We start from the raw sequence: 16022 nt of genomic DNA, 5'->3' as shown, positions 1-16022 counted from the left end.
TCGGTTTAGTATGGTTGACGAATATCAACAAAGTGACCCGCAATTGCCGCTGCAGCCGCCATTGCTGGGCTGACTAAATGGGTACGACTACCACGGCCTTGACGGCCTTCAAAGTTACGATTACTCGTTGATGCACAGCGATCGCCCGGCTCTAATCTGTCATCATTCATGGCTAAACACATTGAACACCCAGGTAAACGCCACTCAAAGCCAGCTTCAATAAAAATTTTATCCAAGCCTTCAGCCTCAGCTTGCAGTTTCACTTGCCCCGAACCGGGAACCACAATAGCGGTCACCCCTTCTGCTACTTTACGATTTTTAGCATGAGCAGCAGCAGAGCGTAAATCTTCAATGCGTGAATTAGTGCACGAACCAATAAACACCTTATTAATGCTAATATCGGTCATTTTAGTGCCCGGCGTTAATGCAATGTACTCTAAGGCTTTTATCATGCTATTGCGTTCAGCAATATTGGATTCATCAGCGGGATCTGGTACAACGCCATCAATAGCCACAACTTGACCAGGATTTGTTCCCCAAGTTAATTGCGGCGCAATGTCCTTGGCTTCTAGCACCACTTGAGCATCAAATTGAGCGCCTTCATCAGTTTTAAGCTGTGACCAAGTAGCAACCGCTTGATCCCATAAAGCTCCTTTGGGAGCAAACTCACGCCCTTTCAAATACTCAAAGGTCGTTTGATCCGGTGCAACCATACCTGCTTTAGCGCCCATTTCGATGGCCATGTTACATAACGTCATTCGGCCTTCCATCGATAAAGCTTCAATGGCTTCACCACAAAACTCAACCACGTAGCCCGTGCCGCCATCCATGCCTACCCGACCAATAATTGCTAAAACAATATCTTTAGCTGTCACACCATCGGTGACTGTGCCACGCACTTCCACTTTCATGGTTTTGGCTTTTAATTGACGTAAGGTTTGGGTTGCTAATACATGCTCAACTTCAGAGGTGCCGATACCAAATGCCAAGGCACCAAAAGCTCCGTGAGTCGCGGTATGTGAATCGCCACATACAATCACTGCCCCGGGCAAGGTGATACCTAATTCAGGCCCCATTACATGGACAATACCTTGATTTGGATGATGAATATCATATAAACGAACACCAAAATCTTTACAATTTTGTGCAAGAGTCTCTACTTGGGTGCGCGCCATTGAGCTTAATGCATCTAAGCTGGCACTTTTGGTGGATGTGTTATGATCCATGGTCGCAAAGGTTTTTTTAGGCGCACGTAATTGACGGCCAGCCACCTTTAATCCACTGAATGCCTGTGGTGAGGTCACCTCATGCACTAAATGGCGATCGACATAAATAATTGGCGCTTCACCCTCTGGACTGGCAACAAGGTGCGCATCCCAAACTTTTTCGTATAAGGTTTTCGCTCTTTCCTGAGTCATTACACACCTTCCTTAACTGCATTAGCAATATAGTCGCCCATTTCAGAGGTTGATTTGGCTTTGTGGCGCTCATTAGCATTTAATAACTCACCGGTTAAGTATCCGGCAGATAACGCTTTACCCACTGCTCGTTCAATAGCGCTTGCTGCCTCTTCAAGTTTCAAGCTGTGACGTAGCAATAATGCCGCAGATAAAATTTGAGCCACAGGGTTCGCAATACCTTGGCCTGCAATATCCGGCGCGCTGCCACCAGCGGGTTCATACATACCAAAACCACTGCTGTTAAGGCTGGCTGAAGAGAGTAGCCCCATTGATCCGGTTAACATGGCAATTTCATCTGAAATAATGTCGCCAAATAAGTTAGAACACAGCATCACATCAAATTCATTTGGACGACGTAATAACTGCATGGTGGCGTTATCGATATAGATGTGCTCAAGCTCAACATCAGGAAAATTTTTAGCCACTTCTTCAACCACTTCACGCCATAATACCGAGCAGGCTAATACGTTGGCTTTATCGACTGAGGTTACTTTTTTGCGACGACCTTGAGCCGACTGAAACGCAATACGCGCAATACGTTCAATTTCACGGCGGCTATAACGCATGGTGTCAAAGGCTTCTTCATCTTGGCCTTCCCCCTGACGCCCTTTGGGCTTACCAAAATAAATCCCCCCGTTAATTCACGCACACATAGCACATCAAAACCTTTGCTTGAAATATCACTACGTAATGGTGACATATGCTCAAGACCGCTATGCAACTTTGCCGGACGTAAATTACAGAACAACTCAAAATGACCACGCAGCGGTAATAATGCACCTCGCTCTGGCTGATCATTTGGGGCTAAATGTTCCCACTTAGGACCGCCAACACTGCCAAATAAAATTGCATCAGCGGCTTCACAGCCTTTTAACGTGGCATCAGGTAATGGGCAACCATGGTTATCAATGGCAATACCACCTACATCGTACTCGGCATATTCAATATTTAGCTCAAATCTGGCTTCAACTTCCTTGAGCACTTTACGTGCCTCGGCCATAACTTCAGGCCCAATACCATCACCAGCCAATACTGCTATTTGATAACTCATACTCCACCTAACTCCCTATCTTTATGAATCTGCTCTTTAAAATCAGCCACTTTGTCTGCTCGGCAAGTTAAGTTCATTACATGAACTAATGCCTGAGCAGAGGCTTCAACAACATCTGTCGCTAGGCCTACACCATGGAAATTTTGCTCTTTATATTTAGCGGTAATATCCACTTGCCCTAATGCATCTTGGCCTTCGCCCTTGGCACTGATTTTATAATTAGTAATATTAATGTTTCGCTTAGAAGCACGCGCTATCGCATTGTAAGCCGCATCAACAGGTCCATTACCAGTAGCGGCTTCGGTTACAGAATGACCATCGACATCTAATCTCACTGTTGCAGTTGCAACACCTTCGGTCGAATCTGAATGCACCATTAAATGTTTTAATGAAAAATGGTCATCATCATGGGTTTGTGACTCCATAAACACTAGGGCTTCTAAATCGTAATCAAATACTTGGCCTTTTTTATCAGCCAATTTTAAGAATTGCTCATACAAGGTTTCCATATCGTAATCTGATGACTGATAACCCATTTCTTCCATACGATGTTTAATCACATGGCGACCTGAACGTGAGGTCATATTTAAGTTGTTGCGGTTTAAGCCGATGCTTTCTGGCGTCATGATTTCGTAGGTATTTTTGGCTTTTAGCATGCCATCTTGGTGAATACCTGATGAATGCGAAAACGCATTGCTGCCGACGATGGCTTTATTCGCTTGAATAGGCATATTGCAAAGCTGACTAACTAAACTAGAGGTGCGGTGAATTTCTTTGGCGTTAATGCCGCATTCCAAATTTAATAAGCCTTTACGTGTAGACAAAATCATTGCGATTTCTTCTAATGAACAGTTACCTGCCCGCTCACCGATGCCGTTAATGGTACATTCGATCTGACGAGCGCCCATTTCTACCGCTGTGATGGAGTTAGCAACCGATAGGCCCAAATCATCATGACAATGCACAGAAATAATCGCTTGGTCGATATTTGGCACCCGATTAAATAATGTTTGAATAATGCCACCGAATTCACTTGGAATGGTATAACCCACAGTATCGGGAATGTTAATGGTACGTGCGCCTGCTTTGATGGCGGCCTCAACCATACGGCATAAATTATCAATTGGTGTGCGTCCCGCATCTTCGCATGAAAATTCAACATCATCCGTAAAACGACGTGCATACTTAACCGCACTAACGGCCATATCTAACACATCGTCAAAACTTCGCTTTAGTTTACTTTCAACATGAATGGTTGAAGTGGAAATAAAGGTATGAATTCGAAATTGTTCCGCAACCGATAAGGCTTGAGCGGCAGCATCGATATCTTTTTCTAGTGCGCGAGATAATCCACAAACCCGGCTATTCTTAATTGTTTTAGCAATGGTTTGCACAGACTCAAAATCACCAGGAGATGAAACAGGAAAACCCACTTCCATCACATCAACCCCTAAGCGCTCAAGAGCCATGGCGATTTGAAGCTTTTCTTTAACTGTTAAACTGGCCGCTAACGCCTGCTCACCATCACGTAATGTGGTATCAAAAATTATGACTCTATCGGACATCAGCTTTCTCCATTTTGCCTTGGCGTGTTGCTAAATAAACAACAGGCTAGTTTTTAAAAGTGTATAAATAAAAAACCCCGCGGCGTTAGGCGCGGGGTTTGTGACTGGTGAAAAGATTAATTCACTTGTAGCACAACAGGCTCCGCGCAATATTTGCGAGAGAGGAGAAGGAGCCCTAGTAATACGTAAATTCTATTCATATTTTTTAAATAACTATTCTTATTTGAATCTTTTCTCTGTGACCTAATATTTACCCTGACCAATAGCTGCTGTCAACCCTCTTTTTCCCAAGTTGAATAATATGAATGACTCTCCTATTCATTAGTAGGTAGCTTTATTCGCCATATGCTATCAATAACCAAGAACAAGCATTCGTAATGCCTGCCAAATGCAAAATATCAATCTAAAGCTAAGCCTATGCTTATTAATAATTATTCTGCCCCAAAGACAATAAAGTCGTTATACTGCCAAACAATATAATCAATCAACGAATCTAGATGAAATCACTGTTTTGCTTATTACACATTTTCTGCGCCACACTCACTAGCTATCTGGTCTTCTCAAACAATGCATCGGCTTCAGACCTATATAAGATTGATCTGTCTCATACTGAATTTACTGCCAGCACCACCAGCCAAAAATTGGATTATATTGCGTGGCTATCTCCGCAATATCCTTCTCGCACCCAAGAGTTAATTGCGAGTTTAGCGCAGCAGTCTAATACGTTATCTGATAGCGATAATTTACGGTTAATGCTATTAAGCTGCTTGAATTACAATGATTTAGGACAAAGCGAAAGCGCGTTAAATGTTGCCTCCAGAGGCATTCAGCTGGCCGCACAACTAAAACTTGAAATAACTCGACCTTATTTTTTAAATTGCAAAGCAAACGCATTTGAATTTTTAGGTGACCAGACCCAACTGGTCTTGGCAAATGAAGAGTCAATAAGATTAGCTCAACAATATGTTCAACCACAGGCATTAATCTCAGGGCTATTAATGCGAAGTTTACAAAGTAATTTCAGTGAAAACTTTGCCGATGCCTCAGAAAACTTAAAAATGGCATTGAGTTTGTATCCCTCTGCGGAACAACAACTTCAGACTTGGTATTTAATTCCTAAGTTTTATTTACAATTAGTCATGAGCAACTTGTTATTTTCTTCAGGTGACCACACTGGAGCAATGTCATTAACCAAGGAAATACAAAAAGATCCCCAAGCAAATGGACAGGTTGCGACAGCATTAAATATCTATCTCGCCCGCTTTGCAATTTCTGCTGGAGACACAAATTTAGCGCGCCATTATTTAACACAAGCAAAGTTTGATGAAGCAAAAATAAATAACACTTCTTATAATGCTGTATTTAATGCTCACTCAGCATATATCGAGCTCCATATCGGTAATCTAAAGGCTGCTGAAAACTCAATTAACTCTAGCATCCATTATTTTTCGAGCCAGCGTGACAAATTTCAACTAATACGGGCCCAACGGACACTTGCGATGATCTATTTTGCCCAAAACCGCAATACCGATGCCTTAGCCCTAATGAGTGACATCATCAGCCAAGCGACTCAATATGAACAATATTATGATTTAATCGACTTTAATCAAATTCTGAGTGATTACTACCAAAAACAAGGTGATTTTGAAAACGCTTTTTATCAACAAAACTTTAAATATGCCGCAAGCCAAAAAGCCCACGCAAAACTATCGAATACACATATCGCACAATTAAAAGCCGATAGGGAAAGTATTAATAATATTATTGCTTATAGTGATGCTGACGCTTCTTCACTCACCTTTAAAGCACAAAATATTGCCTTGTTAAGCTTAGGTATTTTGATTCTTTTGGCATCATTTATGTTCTTTGTTTTTCGTAAACCGACACCCAAAATGCGTATTGATCAGGAAGATGAACAACAACAAACTGAACTCATTTTACACAATGCCAAGCAAGGTAATTACCCTTTGTCGTTATTGTTGCTCAATATCAGTGCCATACGTGAGGTTGATGTGGCTATCGTGCAAAATAAACTTCAACAAGCATTACGTGAACAAGATTATATTGTGCGTAAAAACACTGATGAAATGATGATTCTATTGCCTTACACCTCGGAAAAGGGGGCGCAACGGGTCGCTATGCAATTAACTTCTCAAGTGCAAGCCTTTCAAAGTTCTGTGGTGAATTTTGGCGTGGCAAATTTACAGCAATTAGATAGTGTTGAAACCTTAACCAAACGCGCCAGCCTGAATTTGTTAAGCCAGATCCAGAAAAAAAATCAGAACCTTGTATAATATTTAATCCAATAGCAAAATAAGGCTAATATGGGCCTAGTTGCCCGTTAAAAACTCACTGATTTCATCTAAAAACTCCCCCCCAAAACGGTCGAGTTTAATTTGTCCCACGCCATTAACGGCTAGCATTTCACCTGGGCTTGTTGGCAACATGGCCGACATCTCAGCCAAAGTGGCATCGTTAAACACCAAATAGGGTGGAATATCATGTTGCTCTGCAAGTTCACGCCTAAGTAGCTTTAATCTGGCAAACAGTTTTCTATCGTATTGCTGTGGAATACGTGAGCTTGATTTACGCTTAATATCTAACAACTCAATACGCGGCTCAGCAAGCATAAGTGCTAACTCACCCTTTAAAATAGGTCTGGCTGCTGGATTGAGACGAACACTCGAGCCTCGAGTAACATCTTGGCTTGCCAAGCCTAAATGAATAAGTTGACGTAGTACGCTTAACCAGTGCTCTGCTGACTTATCTGCGCCAATTCCCCAAGTCGTTAATTTGTCATGGCCACGATCAACAATATTTGCGGCTTTTGAGCCGCGCAGCACATCAATAACATGATGCATACCAAACCGCTGTTGCAACCTGAATACACATGACAACACTTTCTGCGCATCTTCGGTGCCGTTATAACGTTTAGGCGGATCGAGGCAAATATCGCAGTTACCACAGGGTTCCGATGCGCTCTCGTCAAAATAGTGTAACAACACTTGGCGCCGACAGGTTTGCGCTTCAGCAAAGGCTGCCATGGTATGCAATTTGTGAAAATCGACTTGTTGCTGCGGTCCCGGCTCCGACTGCTCTATAAGATGACGTACTCGACCAATATCGGCAGGATCAAATAGCATATAAGCTTCCGCATCTAAGCCATCACGTCCTGCTCGACCGGTTTCTTGGTAGTAAGCTTCAATACTTTTAGGAATGTCATAATGCACGACAAAACGCACATTGGATTTATTAATACCCATGCCAAAGGCAACCGTCGCGACCACAATATCTATTTGATCTTTTAGGAACTTATCTTGAATATCAGCCCGTTCATCTTGGCTTTTTCCCGCATGATAACCTTCGGCTTTGAACCCTTGCAGTCGCAGACGCTCAGCCACTTCATCGACCCGACGGCGACTGCTGCAATAAATAATGCCACTTGTACCATTTTGGGCTTGCAAATATTGCCTTAGCTGATTCGCGGCATTCAGTTTTTCAGCAACGGTATAACGGATATTCGGACGATCAAAGCTTGCTAATAACACAAATGGGGTGATGTTTAATCGCTCGCAAATACTCTGCCGTGTCGCTTGATCTGCCGTTGCGGTGAGCGCCATTAGTGGTATGTGCGGGAAATGCTGTTTTAGCATGCCTAAAGCGGCATATTCAGGCCTAAAATCATGGCCCCATTGGCTAATGCAATGTGCCTCATCAACAGCAAATAATGAAATAGTTAACTCATGCATTCGTTCGATAAAATCAGGTCTAAGTAACCTTTCAGGTGATACATATAACAGCTTTATCTCACCTTGATGTAATTGGCGCAAAATGGCTGCGCTTTGATCACCGGGCAATGAAGAGTTTAAATAGGCTGCACTAACACCACTCTGACGTAAACTATCTACCTGATCTTTCATCAGTGAAATCAGTGGCGACACCACCACAGTTACCCCAGGTAACACCAATGCAGGAAGCTGGTAGCACATACTTTTGCCACCACCAGTAGGCATAATCACTAAGGTGTCGATACCTGCCATAGCTTGTTCTATGACTTCACGTTGCCCATCACGAAAATCTCGATAGCCAAATACTTGCTGTAAGCTAGTGGCAAGCAAGTCTGTCGATGATTGAATGTCAGGTGTTGCTATGGGTAATGTAGAGTCAGTTTCCATGGTTTACAGCGTAAGCAAAAATGAGCCTATATTCTAAAGCACCCTAAGCAAGATGTCTTGAGTAAACCAAAATTGAATTGAACCCGATGTAGTTTAGCGCTAGATTAAATACTCTATGCATTTTAAGTTAGTTGATACCTGATACCTTTTAGCTTGAACAAAACCCGAGCCACAATAATAACAAGGATGAATATGACCACTCCAATACAAGCGCAGGTGCTAAAACAAGTTGCCGAGATTTTTGATCAACATGTTCCATTTCATAATCTTTTAGGACTTGATATCAAACATTACGATATTGAGGGCGTAGAAGTGGTTATTAATATGAAACCTGAATTAATCGGTAACATTCATCAAAATATTTTACATGGCGGGGTTACGGCTACTTTATTGGACGTAGTGGGTGGATTAACCGCATTTGCAGGGTTAGTTGCCAGCCGTGAAGACTGGCAAATAGATGAATTACAACAACGCCTAACAACATTAGGCACCATTGACATGCGGGTTGATTACTTGCGCCCTGGTCGTGGGCAAATATTTACCGGAACAGGGACCGTCATTCGAGCTGGAAATCGCGTTTCGGTTTGTCGAATGGAGCTGCATAATGAGTTAGGTACTCATATTGCTTTTGGTACAGGAACCTACATGGTCGGTTAACCCGTTAGAAAAAGTGAAATCTTTACAGTCTTATGGACTTTTTATTCATTGCAGCTATTGAGTCATTAGCCACAGCAGCCTACAATCGCCAGTCCATTTTCAGACTACCCCTTGTGACTTTTTATGCCAGATTTAGAATACCGTAAAGGTGTCATTCTTGCTTTATGCGCTTACTGCATGTGGGGAGTCGCACCGCTTTACTTTAAATTGCTCACCCAAGTATCAGCATTGGAAATTTTAATGCATCGAGTGATTTGGTCATTCGTATTTTTGATTGTATTAATGCAATTTTTAGGTGGGTTTGGTCGATTACGTTTATTACTCAAACAACCCAAACAACTTGGTGTGCTGCTAATCACCTCCGTGCTTATTGCCGTAAATTGGCTGATTTTTATTTGGGCGGTAAATAATGATTTAATGCTAGATGCCAGTTTAGGCTATTTCATTAATCCATTATTTAATGTGTTTTTAGGTATGTTGTTTCTAGGCGAAAGGCTACGAAAACTACAATGGCTAGCGGTATCATTAGCCTTTATTGGGGTGCTAATCCAGTTATTCTCATTTGGTTCAATACCGTTAGTGTCATTATCTTTGGCTGCCAGTTTTGGTTTTTACGGCTTATTGCGCAAAAAAGTAAATATTGACGCAAAAACCGGTTTATTGGTTGAAACAGCATTATTACTGCCTATTGCACTTGGCTATTTAATTTTTACCTTAGATACCTCAGCGACCAGCATGATAGTGAACGACCTAAACCTAAATTTAATTTTAATTGCCGCAGGTATTGTTACCACTATTCCGCTACTGTGTTTTGCTGGTGCTGCAGTACGAATACCCTTTTCTATCTTGGGCTTTTTCCAATACATCGGCCCTAGTATTATGTTTATTCTGGCCGTTAAGCTATTTAACGAACCTTTTGATATAGAAAAAGCAATCACCTTCGTATTTATTTGGATTGCGCTAGTGGTGTTTGTCAGCGATATTTTGCTTCAACGCTACAAAAATAATCAGCCCAATAACCGCCAGGTAGTGCGTTAAAATAATTATTGCTGTTGATGCAGTTCAGCCAGCATTTGGCGTGGCTGATCAACACTGACCATAATCACATAGTCTTGATGTGTCGGCAGCACGATGACCTGCTTTGATTCTGTTACCGATAATAATGCTTTTTGATCATTGTTTAAGGTAAACCACCCCAGCGAATAGCCTGGCAGCCCCACCCCATTATTACGCCATTTAGGTTGCAGGCCTTGTTCAACGCTCAAATCAGCAATAAAGGCACCCTGCAAGTCGATATCAGATGTCGGCAAGGTTTGGCTATACAGCGGCACTTTAAAATCAACTACAGTTTGGTCCCATTGCAATTGACTATGAAACGATTGATAAAGTGTTAAGGTAAACATGCTAAACACGGCAAGCATGATCCCCATAGCAGCATATTTCGCATTTTTGGGCATGGGCTTTATCAGTACGATAACAGTGATAAGCAACAAGCCAATCAATAACCCGACCAAACTATACTGGGTTGTGGTGCTAAGCGTACTTAAAGGAATGGTATGCATCATCTTGTTCCAGCAGTATTTATCGCTTAATAAAATGCCACTCGCGACATATTATGTCAACCAATAAAAATGCATCGTTCTTTAATCAACAGCCATAAAAAATGCCGGAATACCGGCATTTAGCTAATAACACAGGTATTATAAATCTAACGCTAAAATCTTTGAACGGCGCTGATAGTTGTAAAGTTGTTTCTTTTTATTGGGTAGTGCATCCACTTCCACAATATTAAAGCCGTGCTCTAAAAACCAATGAATACTGCGGGTGGTTAACGCAAACAAACGAGAATAACCCCGAACACGGGCTTGACCAATAATGTTATTCAGCAACACACTACCACGGTCTGCATCACGATAATCTGGATGTACGACTAAACAGGCAAATTCACCTGCGTTATCTTCTTCAAATGGATATAAAGCCGCGCAGCCAATAATTAAATTATCACGCTCAATCACCATGAATTGCTCAATTTCCATCTCTAATTGCTCACGAGAACGGCGCACTAAAATTCCCTGCTCTTCCAAAGGACGGATAAGGTTTAAGACGCCTCCAATATCACTAATCGTTGCACGACGTAAACGCTCAGCACTTTCAGTAACAATTTGGGTACCAATCCCTTCGCGTGAAAATAATTCTTGCAGTAAGGCTCCATCGTCTAAATAACTCACTAAATGACAGCGTGGCACGCCATTACGACACGCATCAATACTGGCCTTAATAAACGCAATTGTCCCCGTGCATACCGTGCCACTTTGCTCCATAACCGCTAAATAGTCTTGAGCTTGATTTGGCATTAACTCGGCAATGACATGACCTTGCTCGTCCAATAACCCATTGGTCTCACTAAAGCCAATAATTTTATCCGCCTTCAGCTTTACAGCGACCTGGGTCGCCACTTCTTCAGCGGTTAAATTGAAACTTTCACCGGTAACCGATGCCGCAATAGGCCCCATTAACACAATACAGTTATTATCTAATTGACGCTTTAAACCTTGGGTATCAATACGGCGCACTTTACCGCTGAGGCAAAAGTCCACACCATCATCAATCCCTAATGGTTGGGCAATCACAAAATTTCCGCTCACTAAGTTTATTTGGGCATTCTGCATTGGGGTATTACCCAAACTCATTGATAAGCGCGCAGTAATATCAAACTGAGCAGCACCTGCAACTTGTTTGATCACTCTTAAAGTGTCTTCATCAGTAATTCGCACGCCATTGTGATAGGCAGGGGCGATACCAGCGGTTGCCAATCCAGCATCAATTTGCGGCCTTGTGCCATAAACTAATACAATTTTAATCCCCAATGAATGCAGCAACGCCACATCATTCAAAATACCTCGAAAATGATTACTTACCAGCGCTTCACCACCTAACATAACAACGAAAGTCTTACCACGATGTGCATTAACATAAGGCGCGGAGTGACGGAATCCATCAACCAATTCAGTGGTTCTCACAGGCAAATTCACCTCTAATAAAGTAATAATGAATAAATAGTAGCCGATTAGCTAAGCTAATCAAATTTGACGCAATATTATTGCATTTTAATTCACTTTAAAAGCATTTATTTTCATTTGTAAGGTGAATTTTTTCTGATCGCTAAATATAAAATATATACAAGCCAGGAACTTAACCCATATGAACTGAATATAAGAGATTAACTAAGGTGCTCATTGAGTCAATATTAACGTTAATGTTTATTCTGGGGCGCGATTTTTATAAAAGAGCTTAAGTAAGGTTGCCAGCAAAAGATGCAAATTCAATTAACGCCTATTTTCTGTAGGCATAAAAAAAGCCCCATGAGAGGGGCTTTTTTAAAGAATAAGAATCAATTACTTGATTTTAGCTTCTTTGTACATAACGTGCTGACGGATAACAGGATCAAATTTCTTGATTTCCATTTTCTCAGGCATGTTACGCTTGTTCTTTTCAGTAGTGTAGAAATGACCAGTTTTAGCACTAGAGACTAATTTGATCTTCTCACGGTTACCTTTAGCTTTAGCCATTTTCTATTATACCTTTTCGCCACGGGCACGAAGTTCAGCAACAACTGCTTCAATGCCTTTCTTGTCGATGATACGAATACCTTTAGTAGATACACGTAATTGTACGAAACGCTTTTCTTCTTCTAACCAAAAACGGTGGTTTTGTAGGTTAGGTAAAAAACGACGACGAGTCGCGTTTTTAGCATGCGAACGGTTGTTACCAACCATAGGCTTTTTGCCAGTTACTTGGCATACTCTTGACATGTCAATCTTCTCCAAAACAAATTTTTAACGCTCGAGCATTAATGTGCCTCGTATGGCCGTCGCCCGAGGCACAAAGAGGGCGCATTTTATACACGATTGGCTACACAAGATCAAGTAAAGTTTAATTTATCCATCCTCGCTCGGCGAAGGACACTATCTCTTTATCACCTACAACCATATGATCTAGCAAAGAAACATCGATAGTTTCTAAGGCAATTTTTATTCGCTCAGTTATCCGCCGATCAGCTTGACTGGGCTCTGCAATGCCAGATGGATGGTTGTGACACACTATTACAGCCGCCGCACCTTTTTCCAACACAAGGCTTACCACCTCGCGGGGATAAACAGAGGCTGCATTAATGGTGCCACGGAATAATTCTACAAATTGAATGACTCTATTCTATGTTGGTTGTCCAACAATAGTAAGGCGAACACTTCATAGGATCGGTCCGCTAATTGTCTCATTAAATAGTCCCGAGTTAAATCAGGATTTGTCAAAATTTGACCTCTTTGTAGATTTTCTCGTGCAATTCGCTTAGAAATCTCTGCCGCAGCCTGTAATTGAGCAAATTTTACCGGTCCAACACCGGCTAATTTACATACTTGCTGCTTAGGTGCCGATAATAATTTACGCAATCCACCAAATTGGTTAATTAATTCTCTGGCTAAATCGAGGGCATTTTGGCCAGGTAAGCCATTTCTTAGCAATACGGCCAGCAATTCAGCATCAGATAAATGCCCTGCACCATTGGAGAGTAATTTTTCACGCGGCCCTTCTCCTTGCGGCCAATCTTTAATCGCCATTAACACTCCTTGTTTTATGCGCTGTAATCCATCATATACATTTTTGATTCGCTACAAGTATGGACCAATATTTTGATATTGGATCTTCACCCACTTGGTTTGCTTTGTGGTATCTTAAGCCGCATTAAAGAATGAAGCGGATTTTACCCATGCTGACAAATAAGAAAGTATTATTAGGTATTGGTGGCGGCATAGCGGCTTATAAAAGTGCAGATCTTATTCGCCGCCTCAAAGAGCGCGGTGCTGATGTCCGTGTCATCATGAGCCAAAGTGCGATGCAATTTATCACTCCGCTAACCATTCAGGCCTTATCTGGTCACCCAGTGGCGTCAGATTTACTGGATCCCGCTGCTGAAGCGGCAATGGGACATATTGAATTAGCGCGTTGGGCTGATGTCGTATTAATCGCCCCAGCAACGGCCAATGTGATTGCTCGGGTTAATGCCGGTATGGCTGATGAACTGTTAACAACAACTTGCTTAGCCACCAGCGCACCTGTGATTATTTGCCCTGCGATGAATCAGCAGATGTACCAAAATATCGCGACCCAAGAAAACTTAGCCAATTTGCAGCGTAAAGGCATTACAATTTGGGGGCCGGCAGCTGGCAGCCAAGCCTGTGGTGAGGTAGGTTTTGGGCGAATGTTAGAACCATTAGACATTGCTGAACAATTAATCGGCTTTTTAAATTCTACCCCAGTTGTCAGCAACGCAGTTACCAATCGCAATCCTGCAACCAACAGTCTGCCTTTGATGGGTAAAAAATTACTGTTAACAGCCGGCCCGACCCGTGAAGCTATTGACCCTGTACGTTATATTTCAAACCACAGCTCGGGCAAGATGGGCTTTGCACTTGCACAAGCAGCCATTGAACTTGGCGCGGAAGTCACACTTATCTCTGGTCCCGTCAATTTAGCGACCCCAGATAAGGTCAAGCGAATTGATGTCGAATCTGCGCAGCAAATGCTTGATGCTGTCATGGCAAATCTAACCGAACAAGATATTTTTATTGGCTGCGCCGCCGTAGCCGATTATCGTTTAGCGGATGTGGCTAAAGAGAAAATCAAAAAGTCAGCTGAAAACATGCAACTTGCATTAATTCGTAATCCCGATATTTTAGCCACCGTCGCGCAGCAGCAACCAAGACCTTTTACCGTAGGGTTTGCCGCCGAGACCAATAACGTTGAGCAATATGCCCGTGGCAAACTGCAGCGCAAAAACTTAGATATGATTGCCGCTAATGATGTCTCAGTTCAAGGCTTAGGTTTTAATGCCGATAACAATGCATTACAGGTATTTTGGCCACAAGGTAGTCAACAGCTACCCACTACAGACAAACTCACGCTAGCGCGTCAGCTGCTTACTTTAATTAACCAACAGTTACCAACATCATGAAAACACCGATTGAGCTAAAAATTTTAGATTCGCGTATTGGAAGTGAATATCCGCTACCAGCTTATGCTACTCCTGGTAGTGCTGGTATGGATTTACGCGCCATGATTGATACTACAATTGTGATTGCACCGGGTGAAACAGTGCTAATCCCGACTGGAATTGCAGTGCATGTGGCAGATCCAAGTCTTGCGGCAGTGATTTTACCTCGCTCAGGTCTAGGCCATAAGCACGGTATTGTATTAGGTAACTTAGTCGGCCTCATTGATTCAGATTATCAAGGACCATTAATGGTATCTTGCTGGAATCGCGGCAATAAACCTTACACATTAGAAATTGGCGACCGTTTGGCACAATTGGTATTTGTGCCTGTGGTACAAGCACAGTTTACACTGGTAGATGAATTTAATCGCTCAGATCGTGGTGAAGGTGGATTTGGTCATTCAGGAACCAAATAACCTTTACAAGTCGTCACGAAGTCAAGGAACACAAGAATGGCGGAAAGCCCAAAGATCAATCGTCGTGAACATATTCTGCAATGTTTAGCTCAAATGTTAGAAACCAGCCCAGGACAAAGGATCACCACAGCCAAATTGGCAGCAGAAGTCGGTGTCTCTGAAGCGGCGCTGTATCGCCACTTCCCCAGTAAAGCAAGAATGTTTGAAGGCTTAATTGAATTTATCGAAGATGCGATTTTATCGCGTCTAAATATCATCATGGATGAAGAAAAAGACACAATGAAACGCTGTCAGCTTGTTTTACAGCTGCTGCTGGTTTTTTCAGAACGTAACCCAGGTATTTCAAGAGTCTTAAACGGTGATGCGTTATTAGGAGAGAATGAACGCCTACGCAGCCGAATCAGTGCTTTATTTGCCAAAATTGAAACTCAAATCAAACAAATCTTACGTGAAAAAACCATTAGAGAAGGACATGGGTTTAACTTAGATGAGGCCATCTTAGCGAATCTATTATTAGCCTTTGCCGAAGGCAGAATTTCTCAGTTTGTTCGCAGTGAGTTCAAACAAAAACCCACCCAACACTTTGATGAGCAGTGGACATTTATTCAGCAGCAACTGCTGAGAAGTTAATCATAATTAGCAGATTGTA

At 42.2% G+C, this 16022-nt stretch carries 13 protein-coding genes and 2 pseudogenes; 6 read left to right on the top strand and 9 right to left on the bottom strand.

Going from position 1 to position 16022, the window contains the following annotated elements; genetic code table 11:
* Positions 1–5: 5 nt before the first annotated feature.
* The 3 genes and pseudogenes from leuC to leuA all read right to left on the bottom strand — a co-directional run bounded on the left by leuC (position 6) and on the right by leuA (position 4076).
* Positions 6–1418, bottom strand: coding sequence for a 3-isopropylmalate dehydratase large subunit (gene leuC, locus HBH39_RS01240; RefSeq protein ID WP_167674850.1), 1413 nt, complete (start codon positions 1416–1418; stop codon positions 6–8).
* Positions 1418–2511: pseudogene (gene leuB, locus HBH39_RS01235) on the bottom strand (3-isopropylmalate dehydrogenase). The gene leuC and the pseudogene leuB overlap by 1 nt, the downstream one beginning before the upstream one ends.
* Complete coding sequence (leuA, locus tag HBH39_RS01230) at positions 2508–4076, bottom strand: 2-isopropylmalate synthase (RefSeq protein ID WP_167674848.1); 1569 nt, start codon at positions 4074–4076, stop codon at positions 2508–2510. The pseudogene leuB and the gene leuA overlap by 4 nt, the downstream one beginning before the upstream one ends.
* Positions 4077–4573: 497 nt before the next feature.
* Between leuA and HBH39_RS01225 the strand changes: the two genes are divergently transcribed.
* Entirely contained in the window at positions 4574–6370 is a 1797-nt protein-coding gene (locus tag HBH39_RS01225) for a tetratricopeptide repeat-containing diguanylate cyclase (protein ID WP_167674846.1), read from the top strand.
* A gap of 36 nt (positions 6371–6406) precedes the next feature.
* Here HBH39_RS01225 and recQ read toward each other — a convergent pair whose 3' ends face one another.
* Positions 6407–8251, bottom strand: a complete 1845-nt coding sequence (recQ, locus tag HBH39_RS01220; RefSeq protein WP_167674844.1) for a DNA helicase RecQ — start codon at positions 8249–8251, stop codon at positions 6407–6409.
* A gap of 192 nt (positions 8252–8443) precedes the next feature.
* Between recQ and HBH39_RS01215 the strand changes: the two genes are divergently transcribed.
* Both HBH39_RS01215 and rarD read left to right on the top strand, forming a co-directional pair.
* The gene (locus HBH39_RS01215; RefSeq protein ID WP_167674842.1) at positions 8444–8908 is read left to right on the top strand and encodes a thioesterase family protein; all 465 of its coding nucleotides are present in this window, start codon (positions 8444–8446) and stop codon (positions 8906–8908) included.
* A gap of 123 nt (positions 8909–9031) precedes the next feature.
* Positions 9032–9946: an EamA family transporter RarD gene (gene rarD, locus HBH39_RS01210; RefSeq protein WP_167674840.1), complete on the top strand. Its 915-nt coding sequence runs from the start codon at positions 9032–9034 to the stop codon at positions 9944–9946.
* 5 nt (positions 9947–9951) lie between these two features.
* Here rarD and HBH39_RS01205 read toward each other — a convergent pair whose 3' ends face one another.
* The 5 genes and pseudogenes from HBH39_RS01205 to radC form a co-directional block, all read right to left on the bottom strand.
* Positions 9952–10473: a PH domain-containing protein gene (locus HBH39_RS01205; RefSeq protein ID WP_167674838.1), complete on the bottom strand. Its 522-nt coding sequence runs from the start codon at positions 10471–10473 to the stop codon at positions 9952–9954.
* 135 nt (positions 10474–10608) lie between these two features.
* On the bottom strand, positions 10609–11928 hold the full coding sequence (gene argA / locus HBH39_RS01200; RefSeq protein WP_167674836.1) for an amino-acid N-acetyltransferase: 1320 nt from the start codon (positions 11926–11928) through the stop codon (positions 10609–10611).
* Positions 11929–12303: 375 nt separating this feature from the next.
* Positions 12304–12477 carry a 50S ribosomal protein L33 gene (gene rpmG / locus HBH39_RS01195; RefSeq protein WP_028773492.1) on the bottom strand — a complete coding sequence of 58 codons (174 nt, stop codon included), beginning with the start codon at positions 12475–12477 and terminating at the stop codon, positions 12304–12306.
* 6 nt (positions 12478–12483) lie between these two features.
* Positions 12484–12720, bottom strand: a complete 237-nt coding sequence (rpmB, locus tag HBH39_RS01190) for a 50S ribosomal protein L28 (RefSeq protein ID WP_167674834.1) — start codon at positions 12718–12720, stop codon at positions 12484–12486.
* Between the two features lie 121 nt (positions 12721–12841).
* Positions 12842–13524 (bottom strand): annotated as a pseudogene (gene radC, locus HBH39_RS01185) (RadC family protein).
* A 149-nt stretch (positions 13525–13673) separates the two neighbouring features.
* On the opposite strand from radC, the gene coaBC reads away from it, so the two are divergent.
* From coaBC to slmA, 3 genes are read left to right on the top strand one after another with little or no spacing between them, the layout of a single operon-like run.
* Positions 13674–14918, top strand: coding sequence for a bifunctional phosphopantothenoylcysteine decarboxylase/phosphopantothenate--cysteine ligase CoaBC (coaBC, locus tag HBH39_RS01180; protein WP_167674832.1), 1245 nt, complete (start codon positions 13674–13676; stop codon positions 14916–14918).
* On the top strand, positions 14915–15373 hold the full coding sequence (gene dut / locus HBH39_RS01175; RefSeq protein ID WP_167674830.1) for a dUTP diphosphatase: 459 nt from the start codon (positions 14915–14917) through the stop codon (positions 15371–15373). The genes coaBC and dut overlap by 4 nt, the downstream gene beginning before the upstream one ends.
* Before the next feature lie 36 nt (positions 15374–15409).
* A complete protein-coding gene (gene slmA / locus HBH39_RS01170; RefSeq protein ID WP_167674827.1) occupies positions 15410–16003 on the top strand; it encodes a nucleoid occlusion factor SlmA in 594 nt (197 codons plus the stop codon).
* Positions 16004–16022 lie beyond the last annotated feature (19 nt).

Source organism: Shewanella aestuarii, assembly GCF_011765625.1.
Classification (GTDB): Bacteria; Pseudomonadota; Gammaproteobacteria; order Enterobacterales; family Shewanellaceae; genus Shewanella; species Shewanella aestuarii_A.
The sequence above is the reverse complement of the archived record's forward strand: the minus strand, read 5'-3'. Positions and strand labels throughout refer to the sequence as shown.